Here is a 17,848-nt window from a genome sequence, read left to right on the forward strand (position 1 = left end):
TTCCCTTTTATCTGTACATTACAATATTATCATATATTTTTTATTAAACTCTATTAAAAAAGGTATCTATTAATATAGATACCTTATTAAGTGCATATTACTTATTGCTTATTGATCATTTTTAAGCTTTTTAAGTTCTTCAATAAGTTTATCATTAAGAACTTTTATGTGAGTACCTTTCATTCCTAGAGATCTAGACTCTATCACTCCAGCACTCTCAAACTTTCTAAGCGCATTAACTATTACAGATCTAGTTATACCAACTCTATCTGCAATCTTACTCGCTACTAATAATCCTTCTCTTCCATCTAACTCGTCGAATATATGCTCAACGGCTTCTAATTCAGAGTATGATAATGTTCCTATAGCCATTTGAACTACTGCTTTCTTTCTCATCTCTTCTTCTAGCTCTTCACCGATAGCTCTAAGAATCTCAAGCCCTACAACAGTCGCACTGTATTCTGACACAACTAAATCGTCATCATTGTATAACTCTTCGTATCTCGAAAGAACTACTGTACCTAATCTTTGACCACTTCCTAGTATTGGTACTACAGTAGAGTATTTGTGTACTCTGTTATGTTCTAGCGGGAAAATCTTTAATAAAACGTCTCCAGTTATATTTTCTTGAGTTTCTGTTACAGACAGCAAGTTTTCAGTATACTCATCTGGGAATTTCTTTTGCTTTGTCATTTCATCCTCAATAACTGAACTATCTTCCGCATCATTAAGATAAAGACCAAGCACTTTTCCCTTCGCACTTACAACATAAACATTAGAACTAAGCACTTCCCCTAATGCTCTTGAAAGTAAATCGAAAGATACATTGCTACCGCCACTTGTCTGTAAAATTTTATTAATCTTTCTCGTCTTTTGTAGAACCTCACTTGCCATCTAATCATCTCCTCATGAAATCTAGGCCATTTATTTACCTTTTTTATTTTCATATTTTAAGCTTAAATTCATCATTTTATCTGTACACTTGAAAGAGTATCATATATTATAATTTTTTTCAAGCTAAATTTCACATTTTTTAAAATTTTCAATCTTTTTCATTATTTTATTCTTTCTCATCTTCAGAAACTACTTTTACAGCCTTGCATTCTTTATTTGAACAAACTATCTTAGTTTCAGATTTTGTAACCTTTTCAACCATATATGACCCACAAATTTCACAAATATCTCCTGAAGGTTTATTCCATGAAACAAAGTCACAATCTGGATATCCTGTACATCCATAAAAAGCTTTCCCTTTTCTAGACTTTCTGAGAATTATATCCCCATCCTTACAGTTTGGACATTTAACGCCTATTTTATTTACAAGGGGTCTTGATGTTTTGCACTCTGGATAATTTTTACATGCAATAAATTTGCCAAATCTACCGTATTTTATTACCATGTTAGATCCGCAGTTTTCACATATCTCATCTATTTCTTCATCCATGTTTACTTTTTCAATATTTTCTATAGCAACTTCTATGGCTTCTTTAAGCGGCTCGTAAGATTCAGAAACGACTTCTTTCCACTCGGTCTTTCCTTCCTCTACTGTATCCAGCTTTCTCTCCATATCGGCTGTATAATCTACATCAATAAATTTTTGGAAGTTATTCTCCAAAATATCAGTCACTATTATTCCTAGTTCAGTAGGATGTAAACTAGTGCCTTGTTTCTCAACGTACTCTCTATTGAGGATCGTTGCAATTGTAGGTGCATAAGTACTAGGTCTACCGATTCCTAATTCTTCAAGAGTCTTAACTAAACTCGCCTCTGTATATCTAGCAGGCGGTTGTGTAAAGTGTTGCTCTGGTAGTACTTCATCAACTTTTAATATTTCACCTTCACTGATACTTGGGAGGATTCTATCCTCCCTGTCTGAGAAGTTGTATATTTTTGTGTAACCGTCAAATTTCATTTTAGATCCTGTAGCCTTAAATATTATATTGTCTATATAACACTCAACATTTAGTATATCGAAAACAGAGTCCTCCATTTGACTTGCCACGAATCTTCTCCAGATTAAATTGTAAAGCTTGAATTGATCCTTAGTAAGAGAATCTTTTACACTATCTGGAGATCTTTCAACAGAAGTTGGTCTGATCGCCTCATGGGCATCCTGAACCTTCTTGCCTTCTTTTACTTCTTTTTTCTTAGTTTCATTCTTATAATAGTTCTCTCCTATATTATCTAGGATATAGTCCATTGCTTTTTCTTTAGCTTCATCAGAGATTCTCTTTGAATCTGTTCTTATATATGATATAAGACCGACAGTTCCTTCGCCTTTTATATCTACACCTTCATAAAGTTCTTGAGCTATCATCATGGTCTTTTTAGTTGTAAAAGACAGTTTATTTACACCTTCCTGTTGCAACATACTCGTTGTAAATGGCTTAGGAGCTGATTTACGTCTAGACTTAGATTCTATACTAGCTACTTCAAGCTCTTTATTTTCGATTGCTTTAAGTATTTCATTAACTACTTCTTCGTTTTCGAGATCCAACTTCTTTCCATCTCTACCGTAGAACTTAAAGTTGATATCTTCACCCTTTTCAGTTATTGCATTTAGATCTATTGTCCAGTATTCTTTTGGAATAAAAGCTTTTATATCTTTTTCTCTATCACAAATAAGTTTTGTTGTAACAGACTGCACCCTACCAGCACTAAGACCTTTTCTTACCTTTTGCCAAAGGATTGGACTTATTTGGTATCCAAGTAGTCTATCCAAAACTCTTCTAGCTTGTTGTGCGTCTACAAGATCTAGATCTATATTTCTAGGTTGTTTAATCGCTTTCTTTATTGCATCCTTTGTTATCTCATTAAACTCTATTCTACATTCATCATCTTCTTCTAAACTCAGTATATGTGCTAAATGCCAAGATATAGCTTCTCCCTCTCTATCGGGGTCAGTCGCGAGATATACTTTTTTTGCTTTTTTTGCTTCTTTTTTTAGTTCCTTAATTACATCGCCTTTTCCCCTAATATTAATATAACCAGGTTCAAAGTTGTTTTCTATATCTACTCCTAATTTACTTTTAGGTAAGTCTCTCACGTGTCCAACTGATGCTTTTACTGTATAATGGCTTTTTCCTAAAAATTTTTCTATAGTCTTTGCTTTTGCAGGTGACTCAACTATAACTAGTGATTTAGCCACAAACAAACACCCCCATCCATCTATTTATATCATACATTCAAACTGTATGTATTATTATTCATTTCTAAAATTATGTCTTCAAGCTGTAATTTGTTTAAAATTATGTTTACTGACTTTATATCTATACCAGTATAATCACAAATTTTATCTATATGCAAGTTTCCTTCTTTTTTTATTAAGGATACAATGTGTTTACTATCCGCATTTAAACTTGAATTATCTACATCAAATATTTTTTTTTGATCGCTAATTGCTTTTATATTGTACTCTTCTAAAATATCCTCTATATCTTCTATTAATTTTGCACCTTCTTTAATAATTTTATTACAACCTTTACTTAGGTCAAAATTTATATTACCAGGTACCGAAAATATATTTTTGCCTTGTTCTAGAGCAAAATCTACAGTTATAAGCGATCCACTTTTTTTAGCTGCTTCTACCACGACAACTCCATCACTTATCCCACTTACAATTCTATTTCTACTGTAAAAATTGCACGACTTTACAGATGAATTTACATTGTACTCTGACAATAGTAATCCACCATCTTCAATTATTTTATTCGCTAAACCTATATTTTTCTTAGGCAAAGGATTGTCGACCCCGATCCCAAAACAGCAATAGTCTTCGATCTTCCTTCAATACATCCTAAATGTGAATACGAATCAATTCCCATAGCTAGACCACTTACTATATTTATACCCACATCTGATAACTGCCTGCTTATCTTTCTAGCACAGTTAATTCCATAATATGTAGGCTTTCTGGATCCTATCATAGCTATATTCATAGTATTATCTATAATCTCTAAATTCCCTTTATAAAAAAGTACTTTTGGATTGTTGTATGTGTTTCTTAATTTTTTTGGATATAGTTCGTCTTTAGAGCAGATAAACTCAACTTGCTTTTTATATAAGTTTTCCTTTAGTTCATCTAAATATGCTCGACTTCTATATTTTACTATATTTTTTTTAATATTCAAGTTTAAATTTTCTAAATCGTATATTTCTTTCTCTGATAAGTCGAATAAAATTTCCAAATCACCTAATTTATCTTCGATCTTTTCAATAGCTATATTTCCCACACATGCAATAGATTTTAACATTAAGTACATATCTCTCTTTTCCATTGTACACACCTCAGAAAGTTATTATTTAAAATAGTTATAAAAGGCTTTTCTAAATGAAAAAGCCTCTATAATATTCTCATAACCAATGTTTTCTTTGCCCTCTAAATCCGCTATAGTTCTAGACATCTTCAAAAGTTTAGTATAGCTTCTATTACTCAAATTATATTTTTTAAAAATAGCTTTTAAGGCTACTTCAGCATCTATATTCATATTGCAATATTTATTTAAATAAGAAGATTTTATTTCGCTATTTGCTTTAATATCGCTTCCCTTAAATCTAAATTTTTGTATTTCTCTTGCTTTACTTACTCTAGATTTTACTACATCTGAGCTCTCATATTTTCTATTGTCGTTAAAATCCTCAAAAGAAACTTGATTTACTTCAACAAAAATATCAAACCTATCCAAGAGCGGTCCGGAAACTCTAGAGTGATATCTATCCACTTCATACTTCCTACACCTACATTCAGTGTTTGACATGTAGTAACCACACGGACAAGGGTTCATTGCTGCTACTAAAAGCACATTACATGGGTATCTTATATAGTTTTTAAGCCTCGATATATTTATGTATTTCTCTTCTATAGGTTGTCTTAGAGTTTCTAATATTTTCCTATCGAATTCTGCTAATTCATCTAAAAAAAGCACTCCTCTATGTGCTAGTGTTACTTCACCAGGTTTTGCATCACTTCCACCACCTACAAGCGCTTGTTTAGTCGCTGTATGGTGTGGAGATCTAAATGGTCTTCTATCAACTAACCCTTTGTCTGGATCTATCAACCCAAGTACACTGTATATCTTGCTGACCTCTATCATCTCATCTTTTGTTATATCTGGAAGTATTGTTCTTATTCTTTTAGCCAACATTGTCTTTCCAGAGCCAGGAGGCCCAATCATAAGCATATTGTGATTTCCTGATGCACATATTTCTGCACCTCTTTTTATAAAGTAGTTACCTTTTATATCTGAAAAGTCTTCTTCATATATATCTTCTCCTTCTTGCGAATAATTTGGATAAATTTTTAAATCTAAATCTTTATATTTACATTTTTTAATCTTATGTAAATTATTTAATATCTCAATACATTCACTCAAATTTTTTACAGGTATAATATCTATACCGTCAATAAAACTGCTCTCTTTGTGATTGCCTACAGGAATAAAAACTCGTTTAATACTGTATTTTTTTATTCCAAGTATCATCGGAAGTATTCCTCTTACTTTTTTTATACTACCATCTAAAGATATCTCACCTATAAACAAACTTTCTTCGATAAACTTATTTTCAGTATTAATTTTTCCTCTCAATATACCAACGCATATGGATAGATCTAAAAATACTCCTTCTTTCTTTAAATCTGCTGGCGATAAATTTACAACTATTCTTGAGCTTGGAAATTTATAACCACTATTTAAAATTGCCGACTTTACTCGTTCTCTGGATTCCTTTATTTCAGTACTTGGAAGTCCTATAATATGAAAACTTGGTATCCCATTTGTTATATCGACTTCTACCTTTACTAAAAAACTATCTATACCTATTAAATTACTTGAATTCACAATGCTTAACATAAACACTCTCCTCACATTTATTAAAAGGCATTAATTATATGTCTAAGTTTTGTCTCTATTAAAAACACTTCGATTACGTCAAATCTCACAGGTATTTCGAATAAATTATTTTTTGAAATGTAGAATTGTGCTAGCTGTATGATCTTTCTTCTCTTCTTTAGGTCAACGGATTCTGAAGGATAACCAAATTTTAGACTAGTCCTAGATTTAACTTCTACAAAGACCAACTGCCCATCTAACTTAGCTATTATATCTATCTCTGCAAAGTTGCTAGAAAAATTTGTTTCTAGTATCTCTGCGCCATTTTTAGTCAAATACTCATATGCCACAACCTCTCCAAAATCGCCTTTCTCTTTGTTTGAAGCTTTACTTTTCAATCTACACCATCTCCGATTCAAAATATTTTAATTATTTTAATTATCGTCATCACTTGTAGTAAGTATTCAGCTTTACAGTTAAGAGATTTTTTACATATAAGTTTATAATAGTTAACAATTCAATAACTTATAGACTATTTACGATTCTGTAAGATATAATTAACTAAATAATGTAGTTTTGTAGTTTTAAATATATTATAGGAGGTGGTTTATTATATTTACAAAAAACAAACTAATTATTTATATAAGGTACATATGCCTTGTTATGATAATAGCTTTTTCACTATCAAAATTGGGCCAAGCTCCAGATATTGTAATAGTTTTATTATTTATTATAGTTATAAACAATCAAGTTAGATTCTTTAACTTTCAGGACAAGGAAGTTCCTCTGTTTATTTCAATGTTTTTAGAATTTATTTTGTTGATTATATTAAGCTTTTATATCAAAAACTTTAATACTTTATTTTTAATACCTTTAATTGTAGATATCTCTTTCTTTATCGATAAAAATTACAAATACACATTATTTATAGCATCGCTAATCTTAGGGGTATACCTAAGCTATAAGACTTCGTATTTTTACGCTTTAGAGTCATTTTTTATCTATTCTATTGTTTTAGTATTGTGCCAATATATAAATAGTGAATATCTCTCTAAAATAAAATATTTAAATATAAATGAAAATTTGAAGATATCCAAGGATTTATTGAAAAGAAATAACAAGGATTTAGAAGTATATGCGAGTTCTGTAGAACAACTAGCTATTTTGAAAGAAAGAAATAGAATATCAAGAGAAATCCACGACAGTGTTGGTCACTCTCTGTCTACAACTATAATTCAGCTAGGCGCTATTGAAAAATTATTAAAAGACATACCCGAAGTGGCAGAACTAGTTTCTGGGCTTAGAGAATTTGTAAAAGAGAGCTTTCAAGAAGTTAGGTATGCTGTTACTGATTTAAAACCCGATGAGTACGAAAATTATCAGAATTTATTTAAGATAAAAGAATTAGTAGAAAATTTCAAAAAACTCACAGACTGTGATGTAAAACTCACTATATCCAAAAATACTTGGTCTCTATCTCAAAAGCAATCAATAACTTTATATAGAGTTATCCAGGAGTCGCTCTCCAATTCTTTACGCCACGGTAAGGCTAGTGAAGTAAAAATTTACATTATGTTTAATAAAAGCGATGTTATTACAACCATAAGTGACAATGGTATAGGTTGCATCAAAATTGACAAGGGCAATGGAATAAATAGTATAAATGAGAGAATTTACGAATTAAATGGTAAGGTAGAGTTTTTAAACTCTCAAGGTGGATTTACAGTTAAAGCTACAGTACCTAGAATATTTGGAGGCGGATTTATTGAATAAAATTAAAGTACTCATAGTTGACGATGAAAAACTTATTAGGCAAGGTCTTAAAATAATACTATCTTCATACGACGATTTAGATATAGTCGGCGATGTAGGTGATGGATATGAAGCTCTAGAATTTTGTAAAAACAATGAAGTCGATTTAGTTCTAATGGATATAAGAATGAAAATTTGCTCAGGGGTTTTAGGAACAAAACTTATCAAAGAGTTCGACAAGTCAATTAACATACTTATTTTGACAACCTTTAGCGATGATGACTATATTAAAGATGCCATGAGCTATGGAGCGTCTGGATATCTTCTTAAAGACAGCTCTGATGAAATAATTCATGAGGGTATTAGATCTTCTAATCTTGGAAATATTGTACTAGCTAAAGATATCGCAGAGAAAATTATATCTACAGAGAAATCTGTACCAAGTAACGATGTGCTTAATAAGCTAAACTTAAGCAATAAAGAAATGGATATAATCAAGTTAGTAGCAGAAGGTCTTAGCAATAAAGAGATAAGTAAAATTTTATTTTTATCAGAGGGAACGATTAAAAATAAAATCAGCACCATCTTAGGAAAGTTAGAGCTAAGAGACAGAACTCAACTTGCGATATTTGCGTTCAAAAATAAAATTGTAGTATAGATAAAATTAAAAATCCAATAGAACTTATAAAAAATGACTTAAGTCATTTTTTWTATGACTTTTCGTAATAGATAAAGTCTAAGAATTAATTTAAACTATAAACATAAACAAAATTTAAGGGAGTGATTTAATGAATATTTTAAAAATAAACAATATCACTAAAAGATTTAAAGATAAATTAGCACTAGACAATGTAAGTTTATCAGTAGAAAAAGGTGAAATTTTTGGCTTAATTGGCCCAAATGGGGCTGGAAAATCTACGCTTATAAGTATCATTTCAGACCTTATGCTTCCCGATAGCGGCAAGGTAGAGATAAATGGTTTAGATTTAAGAACAAACTCGATAAAGTCCAAATCTATTATAGGTCTTGTTCCACAAGAATTAGCTATAATGGAACATCTAACTCCTTTTGATAATTTGGAATATTTTGGGGTATTTTATGGTTTAAACAGAAAAGATCTATACGAAAGAATCGATGAAGCCTTAAAGATCACCGGCCTTGAATATGTAAAGAAAAAGAAGGTCAAAAAGCTATCTGGTGGTATGAAAAGAAGGCTTAATATAGCTATTGCACTACTAAATCATCCAAAAATATTAATACTAGATGAACCTACTGTTGGTGTGGATACTCAATCGCGAAATCAAATATTCAAATTTGTAAAAAAGATTTCTAAAGAACAAGGAACAACTGTAATATATACATCCCACTACATTGAAGAGGTAGAAAATCTATGTTCAAAGGTTTTTATAATAGACGAAGGAAAAGAAGTTGCGTTTGGAGATAAAGTCTATCTAAAATCTCTGGTATCATCAAATAGTGTTTTAGATTTAGAGTTAAAAAATATAACTAAAACTCTTATTGAAGAGCTTTTACAAACAAAAGGAATTGTTTCACTAAAAGAAAATACTGGCTATAGTCTATCATTTATGATAGATAAAAATTTCGAACTGACAAGTGCTTTAAACATTATAGAAAATAACGACTCAGGCATAATTAAAATCTCGTACAACGAACCAAGTCTTGAAGATGTCTTTTTAAATCTAACAGGTAAAAAATTTAAAACTCAAGAACAGGAGTAATAATATGAAAATTTATATTTCTATTAAAACCTTTTTTAAAGGAATAAAAAATAACTTTATTATGTATATTGCTACGCTCTTGCTCCTACCTCTATTTCTAGCTGGGTTTATGGGCACTATAACTGATAGTATGTTTAATAGTCCAGCCGATATTGAGAAATTCAATGTAAATATAGTCGACAAAGACAACACTACTTATTCCGAGAATCTGAAAAATTATATAAAAAACGATTTAAATGGATTAGTAAATATAGTCAATAATAAAAAAGATTCAAACATAGAAATTTTAATTCCCGGTGATTATTCAAGTAATGTAGAAAGTAAAACTCCAAGTAATATATACATTAAAGAAATTGATGATAAAAATAGAGATAAATCTACTATAATAAGCGGCGTTTTAGATAACTACCATGAAATGCTTTATCTAAACAAAGTGAACGCTACTGATAATTACAATTTCGAACAAATATTTAATAAAAAAGCTTTAGATACTGAATATATAAAGCCAGACATAATGCCAAATTCATATGAATTTTACGCATTATCTTTATTGGGGTTTTTAGTTATAATGATGATTATGTCAAATGCTGTAAGTGCTCACCTAGATCAGTATACAGGCTTATATAAGAGAACTTACTCACTGCCAGTATCAAGAGTAGAACTTCTATTTCACAATACACTATCAATATTTCTGTATTCTTTTATATTCTTAACACTTTATATAATGTTTTATAGATTTTTAGGTATTACTTTTAAAGGCAATCTTGCTGTTGTAATTTGGCTTTCTGCTGTAGCTTCACTATTTGTAGCTACATTATCAAGCTTCATTTCATCAGTTTTTCCAAAGAGGATTGGATCTGTCCTTACATACCTTCTATTAATACTAGAGGTTGTATTTGGGGGAATGCTTAACGGTTTTTCTGATACATTAATAGATAAGTTTTCTAATTTATCACCAACATACCTAATAAATGAGATGTTTAGTGATTTTAATTTATACAATAACTACGCAAATATAAGTACTACTGTAAATACCTGTATTATTGTATCGCTTGTCTTAATAGTTCTAACAGTTGTAAAAGAAAAATTTAATTGGAGGGAGATATAATGAGTACAATTAAACTTATTTTTGCAAATGTAAAAAGATATATAAAAAATCCTTCTATACTTGTTTCTATGGCTCTGATGCCGTTTGTAGTAGTGCTAGGTGTAAATTTTCTAAGTCACGATTTAAGCGACTCCAATATTTTTTCTCAAATCGCTATTGTCGCAGATCAAAACGGAGAGTATGAATCAGGTATGATTAGAAAATTGAATCTCGAGAAGAATATATTTAGTCTAGACCAAAAAGAAGAAGCGGTAAAGCTTCTTAAAGAAAATGAAGTTTCAGCAGTATTTGTTTTTGATAATGATTTTTCTAAAAATATAAACAAACAGAATAAACCTAAAGTAGAATGTATAAAAACCTCTAAAGGAAGTGGGAGTCTACTTGCAGAAACTGAGATTGAATCGTATATAAATGATACATTAAAAGAACTCGTAGCTCCTGGCATTCTAGACAACAAAATAACTTCACATATAGTCGAAAAAAAATCAGTTATTCCAGACAGTTCCTTTTTAATTGTATTTATGATCTGTTATATGATGTATATATCGACAACCGCTTTATCAAAGGATCTTATAGAGTTAAAATATTCAAATGTTCTTACTAGGCTTTTATCTACTAAAAATAAAAATCTCAAAATAATGTTCAGTTTGTTTTTTAGTATTTTTACAATACAAGCAATTGTTTACTCCATTTTACTAATTCTATTGAATATAATTATAGGTGTAGAATTAAATCTAAATATGCTTGCTCTTGTACTAGCAAACTGTTTTACATCAACTGGGTTTGTAATATTTATGGTTAGAATTTTTAAAACTGAATCAAATCTAGCTTCTATGAATATGTTTGCCATATTCTACTCTATAGTCAGTATCGCCCTTTGTATTAATAAAATAATACCATCGTTTAATTCCGATATTATTAATAACTTAGCTAAATTTACTCCATTTTACTGGACAATAGATGCGTTGACGTCAACAAACAACATCTTGATGAATTTAATATCAATACTTCTTATAGGGCTTGTATTTATAACTGCTGGAAGCTTTAAGCTAAGGGATTTCGCAAGAAATTAAATTCTTTAAAAATAGATTAATAATCTCAATAATATGCTTATAAATAACAAATAAGAGAGGCTGTATTAATCATAAATACAACCCCTCTTATTTTTACAAATCTCTCTATCACTTAATTATTTATTTTTGAACTTAGTACCTCAGCTAACTCTTTAGCTTCTAGCAATTGTTTTTCAATGACATCAGATAACTCTTGCTGCCATTCAACACATTTGTCTTTGTACTCTAGAGGCAATGATCTATCAATAATATATCTGTCAATACAGTCTTCTGCCTTTATTACCATTTCTTTTCTTTCTGTTACAAAAGTCTTTAATTCATCTAAGGCTACTTTATAAGATTTCTCATTCATACAAATACCTCCTCAAAAATAAAATCTAAAATTATATTTTGATAATACTATTATTAAATAATATTATTTTGATCTACTTGTATATTACTTTTGAATCTATATCTTCTACTTTTTGGCAACCTGTAAGCACCATTGCATTGTTTAACTCTGACTTTAGGTTGTTTACATAAGTTTTTACCCCTTCAGTTGCTCCACCTAATGAAGCTGTTGCAAAAGGTCTTCCTATTAAAACTGCATCTGCCCCAAGACCTATCATCTTTAGAACATCAACCCCAGTTCGAACTCCACCGTCTACTAGTACTTTAACTTTTCCTTTTACTGCTTCAGCTATCTTAGGAAGCACTTCCGCAGTTCCAGGTGTGCAGTCCAATACTCTTCCTCCATGATTTGTAACTACTATTGCATCAACCCCTGCTTCTACTGCCATTAAAGCATCTTCTACAGTCATTATGCCTTTCAATATAAAAGGTAGTTTTGTAGAATTTACTAGCTCTTTGATCTCATCAACAGTCTTTGCCGTTACAGTTTTTCCGTATAGAGAAAGTGTGACTAGCCCACAAGCATCTATATCTACACCAACAGCAAATGCACCAGCTTCTTCAGCTAGTTTTATCTTACTTATTATATTTTCATTTTCCCAAGGCTTTATAAATACTATTCCATCGCCATTGTGTTTTTTTAGAGTATCAAGATTTTCTAATAAGAAAGCATCAACCGCTGTATCTCCTACCATAGCATATATTCCACTATTTTTACAGCCTTCTACAACACCATTTATATACTCTTCTTCTGTGACTTTCCCACCCATATTTATAGTTGTCCCAGTTATAGGAGCTGCAAATAGAGGCATATCCATCTTTTTACCAAAAAGTTCTATAGATGTATCTGGATTAGTTACATTGTGTATAACTCTCATATTTATTTTAACTTCTTCTAAGCTTTTTCTATTTTCTATAAAAGAAGATCCACTTCCTTTACCTCCCATACCCGGCACTTCGCCAGCACAGACAACACCATTACAATCCTTACAGACTCTACAAGTTCCATCAAAATTTTCTCTTGCAGTCTTTAAAACATCTTTGTAATCCATCTCGTAACCCCCAATAATTATAATTGCTAACTTAATATTATAACAAAATTCTAACTATTTAAAGTACTTTTTCAAAAAGCTCTTTCTATGTATAGAAATAATACCATTTTTATCTATGGCTTCATAATGTTCTTTAGTACCATACCCCTTATGTGATTTAAATCCATACTCTGGGTACATTCTATCATACTGATACATTATGTTATCTCTTGTCACTTTTGCGATTATACTAGCGGCGGCTATCGAAATCGACTTCGAGTCCCCTTTTATAATGGAGTTTTGGTCTATATCAATCCCTGGAATATGTGCAGCATCTACAAGCAGGTAGTCTGGAGTTTTTTCTAAGCAATTTATTGCCTTTTGCATTGCTAAATAAGTAGCATTCAAAATATTGATTCTGTCTATTTCTTCGTTATTAACTATCCCAATTCCATAGTCTAGAGACTTATCTTTTATTATTTCAAAGAGCTCTTCTCTTTTTGATTCACTTAGTTTCTTTGAGTCGTCAATTCCTTCTATTTTTGTATCTTTACCGAAAACTACTACAGAAGCCACGACAGGCCCTGCAAGAGGACCTCTCCCGGCTTCATCTATACCACCTATATACAGGTAGCCTTTGTTGTAGCCTTCATTTTCAAATATATTTATTTTTTCTAGCCTTTCGTCTTCGGCTCTAATTTTATCAAGTTTTTTTGCTAGCTTAAGAGCTAAATTTTGTACTGATTTTCTATTATCTGATCTTAGTATATCTATGTATTCCATATATCTACTTACTTCTAAATTTTCTATTTCTTCTTTAATCTCTTTTACACTTTTCTTATCCATGACGTCTCCTTATATGAAGTTTGCCTGTCCAATAATCATAGTAGCTAGCAAAAGTAAATTTAGTATTAACTACAAGCACTGTAACCACATTTTAGACATATACTACATCCGCCTGTGTTAGCTATTCCTTCATTACCACATTCAGGGCAAACAAATTTTTCACTTTGACCTATTTCTTCGTTTACAAGGTCTACATTTTCTTCTTCAACAGTTAAAGCTAACTCTTCTTTAGCATTATTAGATCCTTTTTTATCTTTAGAGTCTTTTTCTGGCTTCTCATTTATAAGTATACCACTTCTCTTGCATCCATCTCTAAATATTGTGATTCCTTTAAGCCCTGCTTCCCAAGCATCCATATAAATATTGAATACATCTTCAACAGTAGTTTCAAATGGTATATTGATTGTTGACGATATAGAAGCATCAACATATTCCTGCCATACTTTTTGCATCTTTATTCTGCCACTATAATCTATATTCATTGCAGTTACAAAGAAATCAGGTAAATCTTCTTCCTCTGTAATTCCTTTAATATCCATGTATTCTTTTACTATTGGAGTGTAAACTTTGTAGTATACATCCTCATCGTGCAAACTTTCTGTCTTTCTTATATATGATAGGTTGAATATCGGCTCAATTCCTCCACTTATACCAATCATAGTTGATATAGATCCTGTTGGTGGTATTGTAAGCAGTTGAGAGTTTCTAAGACCGTACTTTTCAACCATTTCTTTAGCTTCATCATCTAAGTTGTCAATGTAGAATTTTGATTTAGATATTTTATCGTATTTATACTCGCTAAATGGACCGTATTCTTTTGCTATTAAAGCCGATTGTTTAACTGATTCATTTAATATAGTCTTAGCTATATCTTCACATAATTTAATTGAAATATCAGAACCGTATTTCATGCTCATCTTAATAAGCATATCGGCGATCCCCATAACCCCTAAACCTATCTGTCTATATTTTCCTACACTCTCTCTTTGTTCTTCAAGAGGATGTAGGTTTAACCCCTCATCAAGTACATCATTTAACGCTATAACAGACTCTCTAACGCAAGATTTTAGTTTGTTCATATCAAATGTAGCATGATCACCAAAAGGCTGTATAACGAACTCAGAAAGGTTTATAGATCCAAGTAGACAACTTCCTCCACTAGGAAGTGGTTCCTCAGCACATGGATTAACGCCTGCAAATGAGAATGTCTCATCTTCACTCATAAAGTTGTGGTTTTCTATTCTATCCCAGAAAAGAATTCCCGGCTCTGCATAATCCCAGTTATTTTTTACAAGCTTGTTGAATAAATTATACGCATCCATAGTTTTAACTACAGTTTCACCAGTAGTATCTACATGGAATGTGCAATCAAATGGTTTTCTTTCTTTTACAGCTTTCATAAATTCATCTGTAATTTTTACTGATATATTCGCCTTAGTTACTTTTTCTAAATCCGTTTTTATATCTATAAACTCTTCAATCTCAGGATGGCTTACATCCATAGAAATCATAAGGCTCCTCTTCTGCCCCTTTGACCTATAAGACCTGTTGTTAAACTGTATAGATCCATAAATGAAACAGCTCCAGTAGTATGCTTAGCGGCATTATTTACCAAAGCGCCCTTTGGTCTAAGTTTTGAAATATCTATTCCAACACCTCCACCATAACTAAAAGTTCTAGCTAGTTTTTTAGCTGTATCAAATATTCCTTCTATACTATCTTGTGGCGGCTCTATAACATAACAGTTTGAGTATGTAACCTTCTTACCAGCTTTATATAGACCTCTGTTGGCTAAAATTCTTCCTGCAAATAAAAACTTCCTCTGTCTAATAAGTTTTGATATTCTAGGATTTTTATTTGATATTCTGTTAATCCATTGATCAAAGTTTTCATTGTTAAATCTGTATTTGTTTTTCCAAATAGAACTTTGAAGCTCGTCCAACTCCCAAGATTTCTTTCTTATTTCAGATCTTTTCTCTCTATATAATATATAGTGCTTTGCTATATCTTTTCTGTCTGTCTCCATTAGTAAAACTTCAACTAAATCTTGTATTTCTTCAACTGATGGATTTTGTCCACCTTGCGCGTATTCTTTATCTATTTTATCAGCAACTTCAATCGCAATTTCTCGATCAGCACCTTTTTCGCTATTTAAACTCGCTTTATATACTGCATCTTCTATTTTGTCTTTGCTAAATACTTCTGTCGTTCCGTCTCTTTTTATTATCTGATTCATAAGCACCCTCCAAAAAATTTCTACATCTAATTAATAACCCTTTTCGTTAATCTAAAACATTTTTTGTTTAAAGTTTTATATATTTTATTTTTCACTGTCACATTGTATATTAAACTCATACTTATATTATACTATTTAATTTTTTATATTAAAGGCTAGTATTTTTGGAAAAAACATAAAAATCGCTAGTACTCAGCTGAGTACCAACGATTTTTGATTTTTGTAAATATATTACCATTTTTTGTAATTAAATTACTTACTAACTGCAGAGCTTTTAGAAGGAACCATGAATCCTATCGCTCCTGCAATTACTACTGGAACTACCCAGTTAAATCCAAGTGGAGCCAGAGGGAAATTCATTATAAATGGAACATTGAATCCATAGTCTATCGCAACAGTAAGAACACTCATTAATAGTGCCATATATGTTGCAAATTTAAATACATTATCGTTTTTTATTTTATCAGTAAATAACGATAAAATTATCATTGTTACAGCCGCAGGGTAAACTATACTAAGTATAGGACCTGCAAAGTTTATTATTGTACTAACCCCGAAATTAGATATTACTGCTGAGAATACACATACAAATATAACAACATGTTCGTATTTTAATTTTCCTTTAGTAAGGTCGTGGAAGTATTGTCCAGCCGCTGAAGCAAGACCTATAGCAGTTGTTAGACATGCTAGAGCTACAATAACGCCTAAAAGAATTTTTCCTCCATTTCCTAACAGAGCAGCAGTTATCTTAACAACTAATTCTGTTTGAGCAATGTCTGCACCGTACTGTTTAGAAACTGTAGCTCCTAGATAAGCAAGACCACCGTACACTAAGAACAGTCCTACAGCTGCAACAATTCCAGAACCTATCGTCATCTTAAACTTTTCTTTTTCTTCAGTATATCCTTTATCTATTACAGAAAGAATTATTACTGATGAGAAGATAATCGCTGCTAGAGCATCCATGGTCTGATACCCTTGAGTGATTCCTTCCGCAAATGCTGCATCGATAAGTGAATCTGGTCTAATATCTCCAAGCGGAGTCATTATTCCTTTAATAATTAGAACTGCAAGAGCTACTAATAATGCTGGAGTAAGGTATTGACCAACTATATCGACAACCTTTGAAGGCCTGATTGATAAAACAAGAGTAATCGCAAAGAATATTATTGAGAATAATATTGGATTAAATCCTGGTCCTATCGTTGGTAATATACCTATTTCGTAAGTTGAAGCCGCCGTTCTAGGAATTGCTACTAGAGGCCCTATACAGATTACTATTGCACTACCAATTATAATACCTAAAGTTTTACCACATCTTGATAACATTGCTTCTGCATTACCACTGTACTTAATTAATGCGATTACTGCAAGTAGTGCAAGACCTACATCTGCAAAAACAAATCCTGAGAATGAAATCCACCAATCAGCTCCGGTTAATACACCTAGGAACGGTGGAAATATCAGATTCCCTGCGCCAAAGAACATTGCAAATAGAGCAAATCCAACTACCATCATATCTTTTACCTGTTTACCACCCATAAAATTTTCCTCCTTATTACCATTTAAATTTATAATTAATACTCCAATCCTCTAATTTTAAGGATTGAGTAGCATTAAATAGAGTTAAAAGAACATTTTTGTCGTTTTTTGCAATTTAAATTTCTTTTTTTATATTTTTATCTAAATTCTTTAAATTCAATATTTTATAAAAAAATACCATATAAGTAAAATACTCACTCATGGTAATTTTTACAAATATATTGATACTTTTTGATAAAAGATAACTGTTTCGACATTTGTAATGACTGTTTCACAAGGTTTAGACTACTATATTTGTATAGA

General features: G+C 31.1%; 13 protein-coding genes and 2 pseudogenes. 5 read left to right on the top strand and 10 right to left on the bottom strand.

The genetic code is table 11. The annotated features are described in order from the left end of the window. Positions 1–108: 108 nt before the first annotated feature. The 5 genes and pseudogenes from codY to T473_RS0111580 form a co-directional block, all read right to left on the bottom strand. Entirely contained in the window at positions 109–894 is a 786-nt protein-coding gene (gene codY / locus T473_RS0111560) for a GTP-sensing pleiotropic transcriptional regulator CodY (protein ID WP_024622042.1), read from the bottom strand. 166 nt (positions 895–1,060) lie between these two features. Then, positions 1,061–3,148, bottom strand: a complete 2,088-nt coding sequence (topA, locus tag T473_RS0111565; protein WP_029791739.1) for a type I DNA topoisomerase — start codon at positions 3,146–3,148, stop codon at positions 1,061–1,063. A gap of 29 nt (positions 3,149–3,177) precedes the next feature. Beyond that, positions 3,178–4,277, bottom strand: a pseudogene (gene dprA, locus T473_RS20160) (DNA-processing protein DprA). Positions 4,278–4,298: 21 nt separating this feature from the next. Continuing rightward, positions 4,299–5,849, bottom strand: coding sequence for a YifB family Mg chelatase-like AAA ATPase (locus T473_RS0111575; protein WP_024622043.1), 1,551 nt, complete (start codon positions 5,847–5,849; stop codon positions 4,299–4,301). A gap of 20 nt (positions 5,850–5,869) precedes the next feature. Further along, positions 5,870–6,226, bottom strand: a complete 357-nt coding sequence (locus T473_RS0111580) for a YraN family protein (RefSeq protein WP_024622044.1) — start codon at positions 6,224–6,226, stop codon at positions 5,870–5,872. A 706-nt stretch (positions 6,227–6,932) separates the two neighbouring features. Here T473_RS0111580 and T473_RS19245 point away from each other — a divergent pair. The 5 genes from T473_RS19245 (at position 6,933) to T473_RS0111605 (ending at position 11,500) form a co-directional block, all read left to right on the top strand. Continuing rightward, the gene (locus tag T473_RS19245; protein WP_242825930.1) at positions 6,933–7,601 is read left to right on the top strand and encodes a sensor histidine kinase; all 669 of its coding nucleotides are present in this window, start codon (positions 6,933–6,935) and stop codon (positions 7,599–7,601) included. Then, a complete protein-coding gene (locus T473_RS0111590; protein ID WP_024622045.1) occupies positions 7,594–8,238 on the top strand; it encodes a response regulator transcription factor in 645 nt (214 codons plus the stop codon). Before T473_RS19245 ends, T473_RS0111590 begins: the two co-directional genes overlap by 8 nt. A 130-nt stretch (positions 8,239–8,368) precedes the next feature. Beyond that, a complete protein-coding gene (locus T473_RS0111595) occupies positions 8,369–9,319 on the top strand; it encodes an ABC transporter ATP-binding protein (protein WP_024622046.1) in 951 nt (316 codons plus the stop codon). A gap of 4 nt (positions 9,320–9,323) precedes the next feature. Then, positions 9,324–10,427 (top strand): ABC transporter permease, encoded by a 1,104-nt coding sequence (locus T473_RS0111600; RefSeq protein WP_024622047.1) that lies wholly within the window; start codon positions 9,324–9,326, stop codon positions 10,425–10,427. Beyond that, positions 10,427–11,500, top strand: coding sequence for an ABC transporter permease (locus T473_RS0111605; protein WP_029791741.1), 1,074 nt, complete (start codon positions 10,427–10,429; stop codon positions 11,498–11,500). The genes T473_RS0111600 and T473_RS0111605 overlap by 1 nt, the downstream gene beginning before the upstream one ends. A 112-nt stretch (positions 11,501–11,612) precedes the next feature. On the opposite strand, the gene T473_RS0111610 is transcribed toward T473_RS0111605, so the two are convergent. The 5 genes and pseudogenes from T473_RS0111610 to brnQ form a co-directional block, all read right to left on the bottom strand. Beyond that, positions 11,613–11,852, bottom strand: a complete 240-nt coding sequence (locus tag T473_RS0111610) for a hypothetical protein (RefSeq protein ID WP_024622049.1) — start codon at positions 11,850–11,852, stop codon at positions 11,613–11,615. 73 nt (positions 11,853–11,925) lie between these two features. Further along, positions 11,926–12,942 carry an alpha-hydroxy-acid oxidizing protein gene (locus T473_RS0111615; RefSeq protein ID WP_024622050.1) on the bottom strand — a complete coding sequence of 339 codons (1,017 nt, stop codon included), beginning with the start codon at positions 12,940–12,942 and terminating at the stop codon, positions 11,926–11,928. Positions 12,943–12,996: 54 nt separating this feature from the next. Further along, complete coding sequence (locus T473_RS0111620; protein WP_024622051.1) at positions 12,997–13,767, bottom strand: ribonuclease HII; 771 nt, start codon at positions 13,765–13,767, stop codon at positions 12,997–12,999. Between the two features lie 65 nt (positions 13,768–13,832). Continuing rightward, positions 13,833–16,003 (bottom strand): annotated as a pseudogene (locus T473_RS16760) (adenosylcobalamin-dependent ribonucleoside-diphosphate reductase). 252 nt (positions 16,004–16,255) lie between these two features. Next, positions 16,256–17,545: a branched-chain amino acid transport system II carrier protein gene (gene brnQ / locus T473_RS0111630; RefSeq protein ID WP_024622052.1), complete on the bottom strand. Its 1,290-nt coding sequence runs from the start codon at positions 17,543–17,545 to the stop codon at positions 16,256–16,258. Between the last annotated feature and the right edge of the window lie 303 nt (positions 17,546–17,848).

This window comes from Clostridioides mangenotii TR, assembly GCF_000498755.1.
Lineage (GTDB): Bacteria > Bacillota > Clostridia > Peptostreptococcales > Peptostreptococcaceae > Metaclostridioides > Metaclostridioides mangenotii_A.

What these genes read in the sequence shown, in the direction of transcription:
- codY (WP_024622042.1), bottom strand. Translation starts at nt 894, where the DNA reads ATGGCAAGTGAGGTTCTACAAAAGACGAGAAAGATTAATAAAATTTTA.
- T473_RS0111575 (WP_024622043.1), bottom strand. Translation starts at nt 5,849, where the DNA reads ATGTTAAGCATTGTGAATTCAAGTAATTTAATAGGTATAGATAGTTTT.
- T473_RS0111595 (WP_024622046.1), top strand. Translation starts at nt 8,369, where the DNA reads ATGAATATTTTAAAAATAAACAATATCACTAAAAGATTTAAAGATAAA.
- T473_RS0111600 (WP_024622047.1), top strand. Translation starts at nt 9,324, where the DNA reads ATGAAAATTTATATTTCTATTAAAACCTTTTTTAAAGGAATAAAAAAT.
- T473_RS0111605 (WP_029791741.1), top strand. Translation starts at nt 10,427, where the DNA reads ATGAGTACAATTAAACTTATTTTTGCAAATGTAAAAAGATATATAAAA.
- T473_RS0111610 (WP_024622049.1), bottom strand. Translation starts at nt 11,852, where the DNA reads ATGAATGAGAAATCTTATAAAGTAGCCTTAGATGAATTAAAGACTTTT.
- T473_RS0111615 (WP_024622050.1), bottom strand. Translation starts at nt 12,942, where the DNA reads ATGGATTACAAAGATGTTTTAAAGACTGCAAGAGAAAATTTTGATGGA.
- T473_RS0111620 (WP_024622051.1), bottom strand. Translation starts at nt 13,767, where the DNA reads ATGGATAAGAAAAGTGTAAAAGAGATTAAAGAAGAAATAGAAAATTTA.
- brnQ (WP_024622052.1), bottom strand. Translation starts at nt 17,545, where the DNA reads ATGGGTGGTAAACAGGTAAAAGATATGATGGTAGTTGGATTTGCTCTA.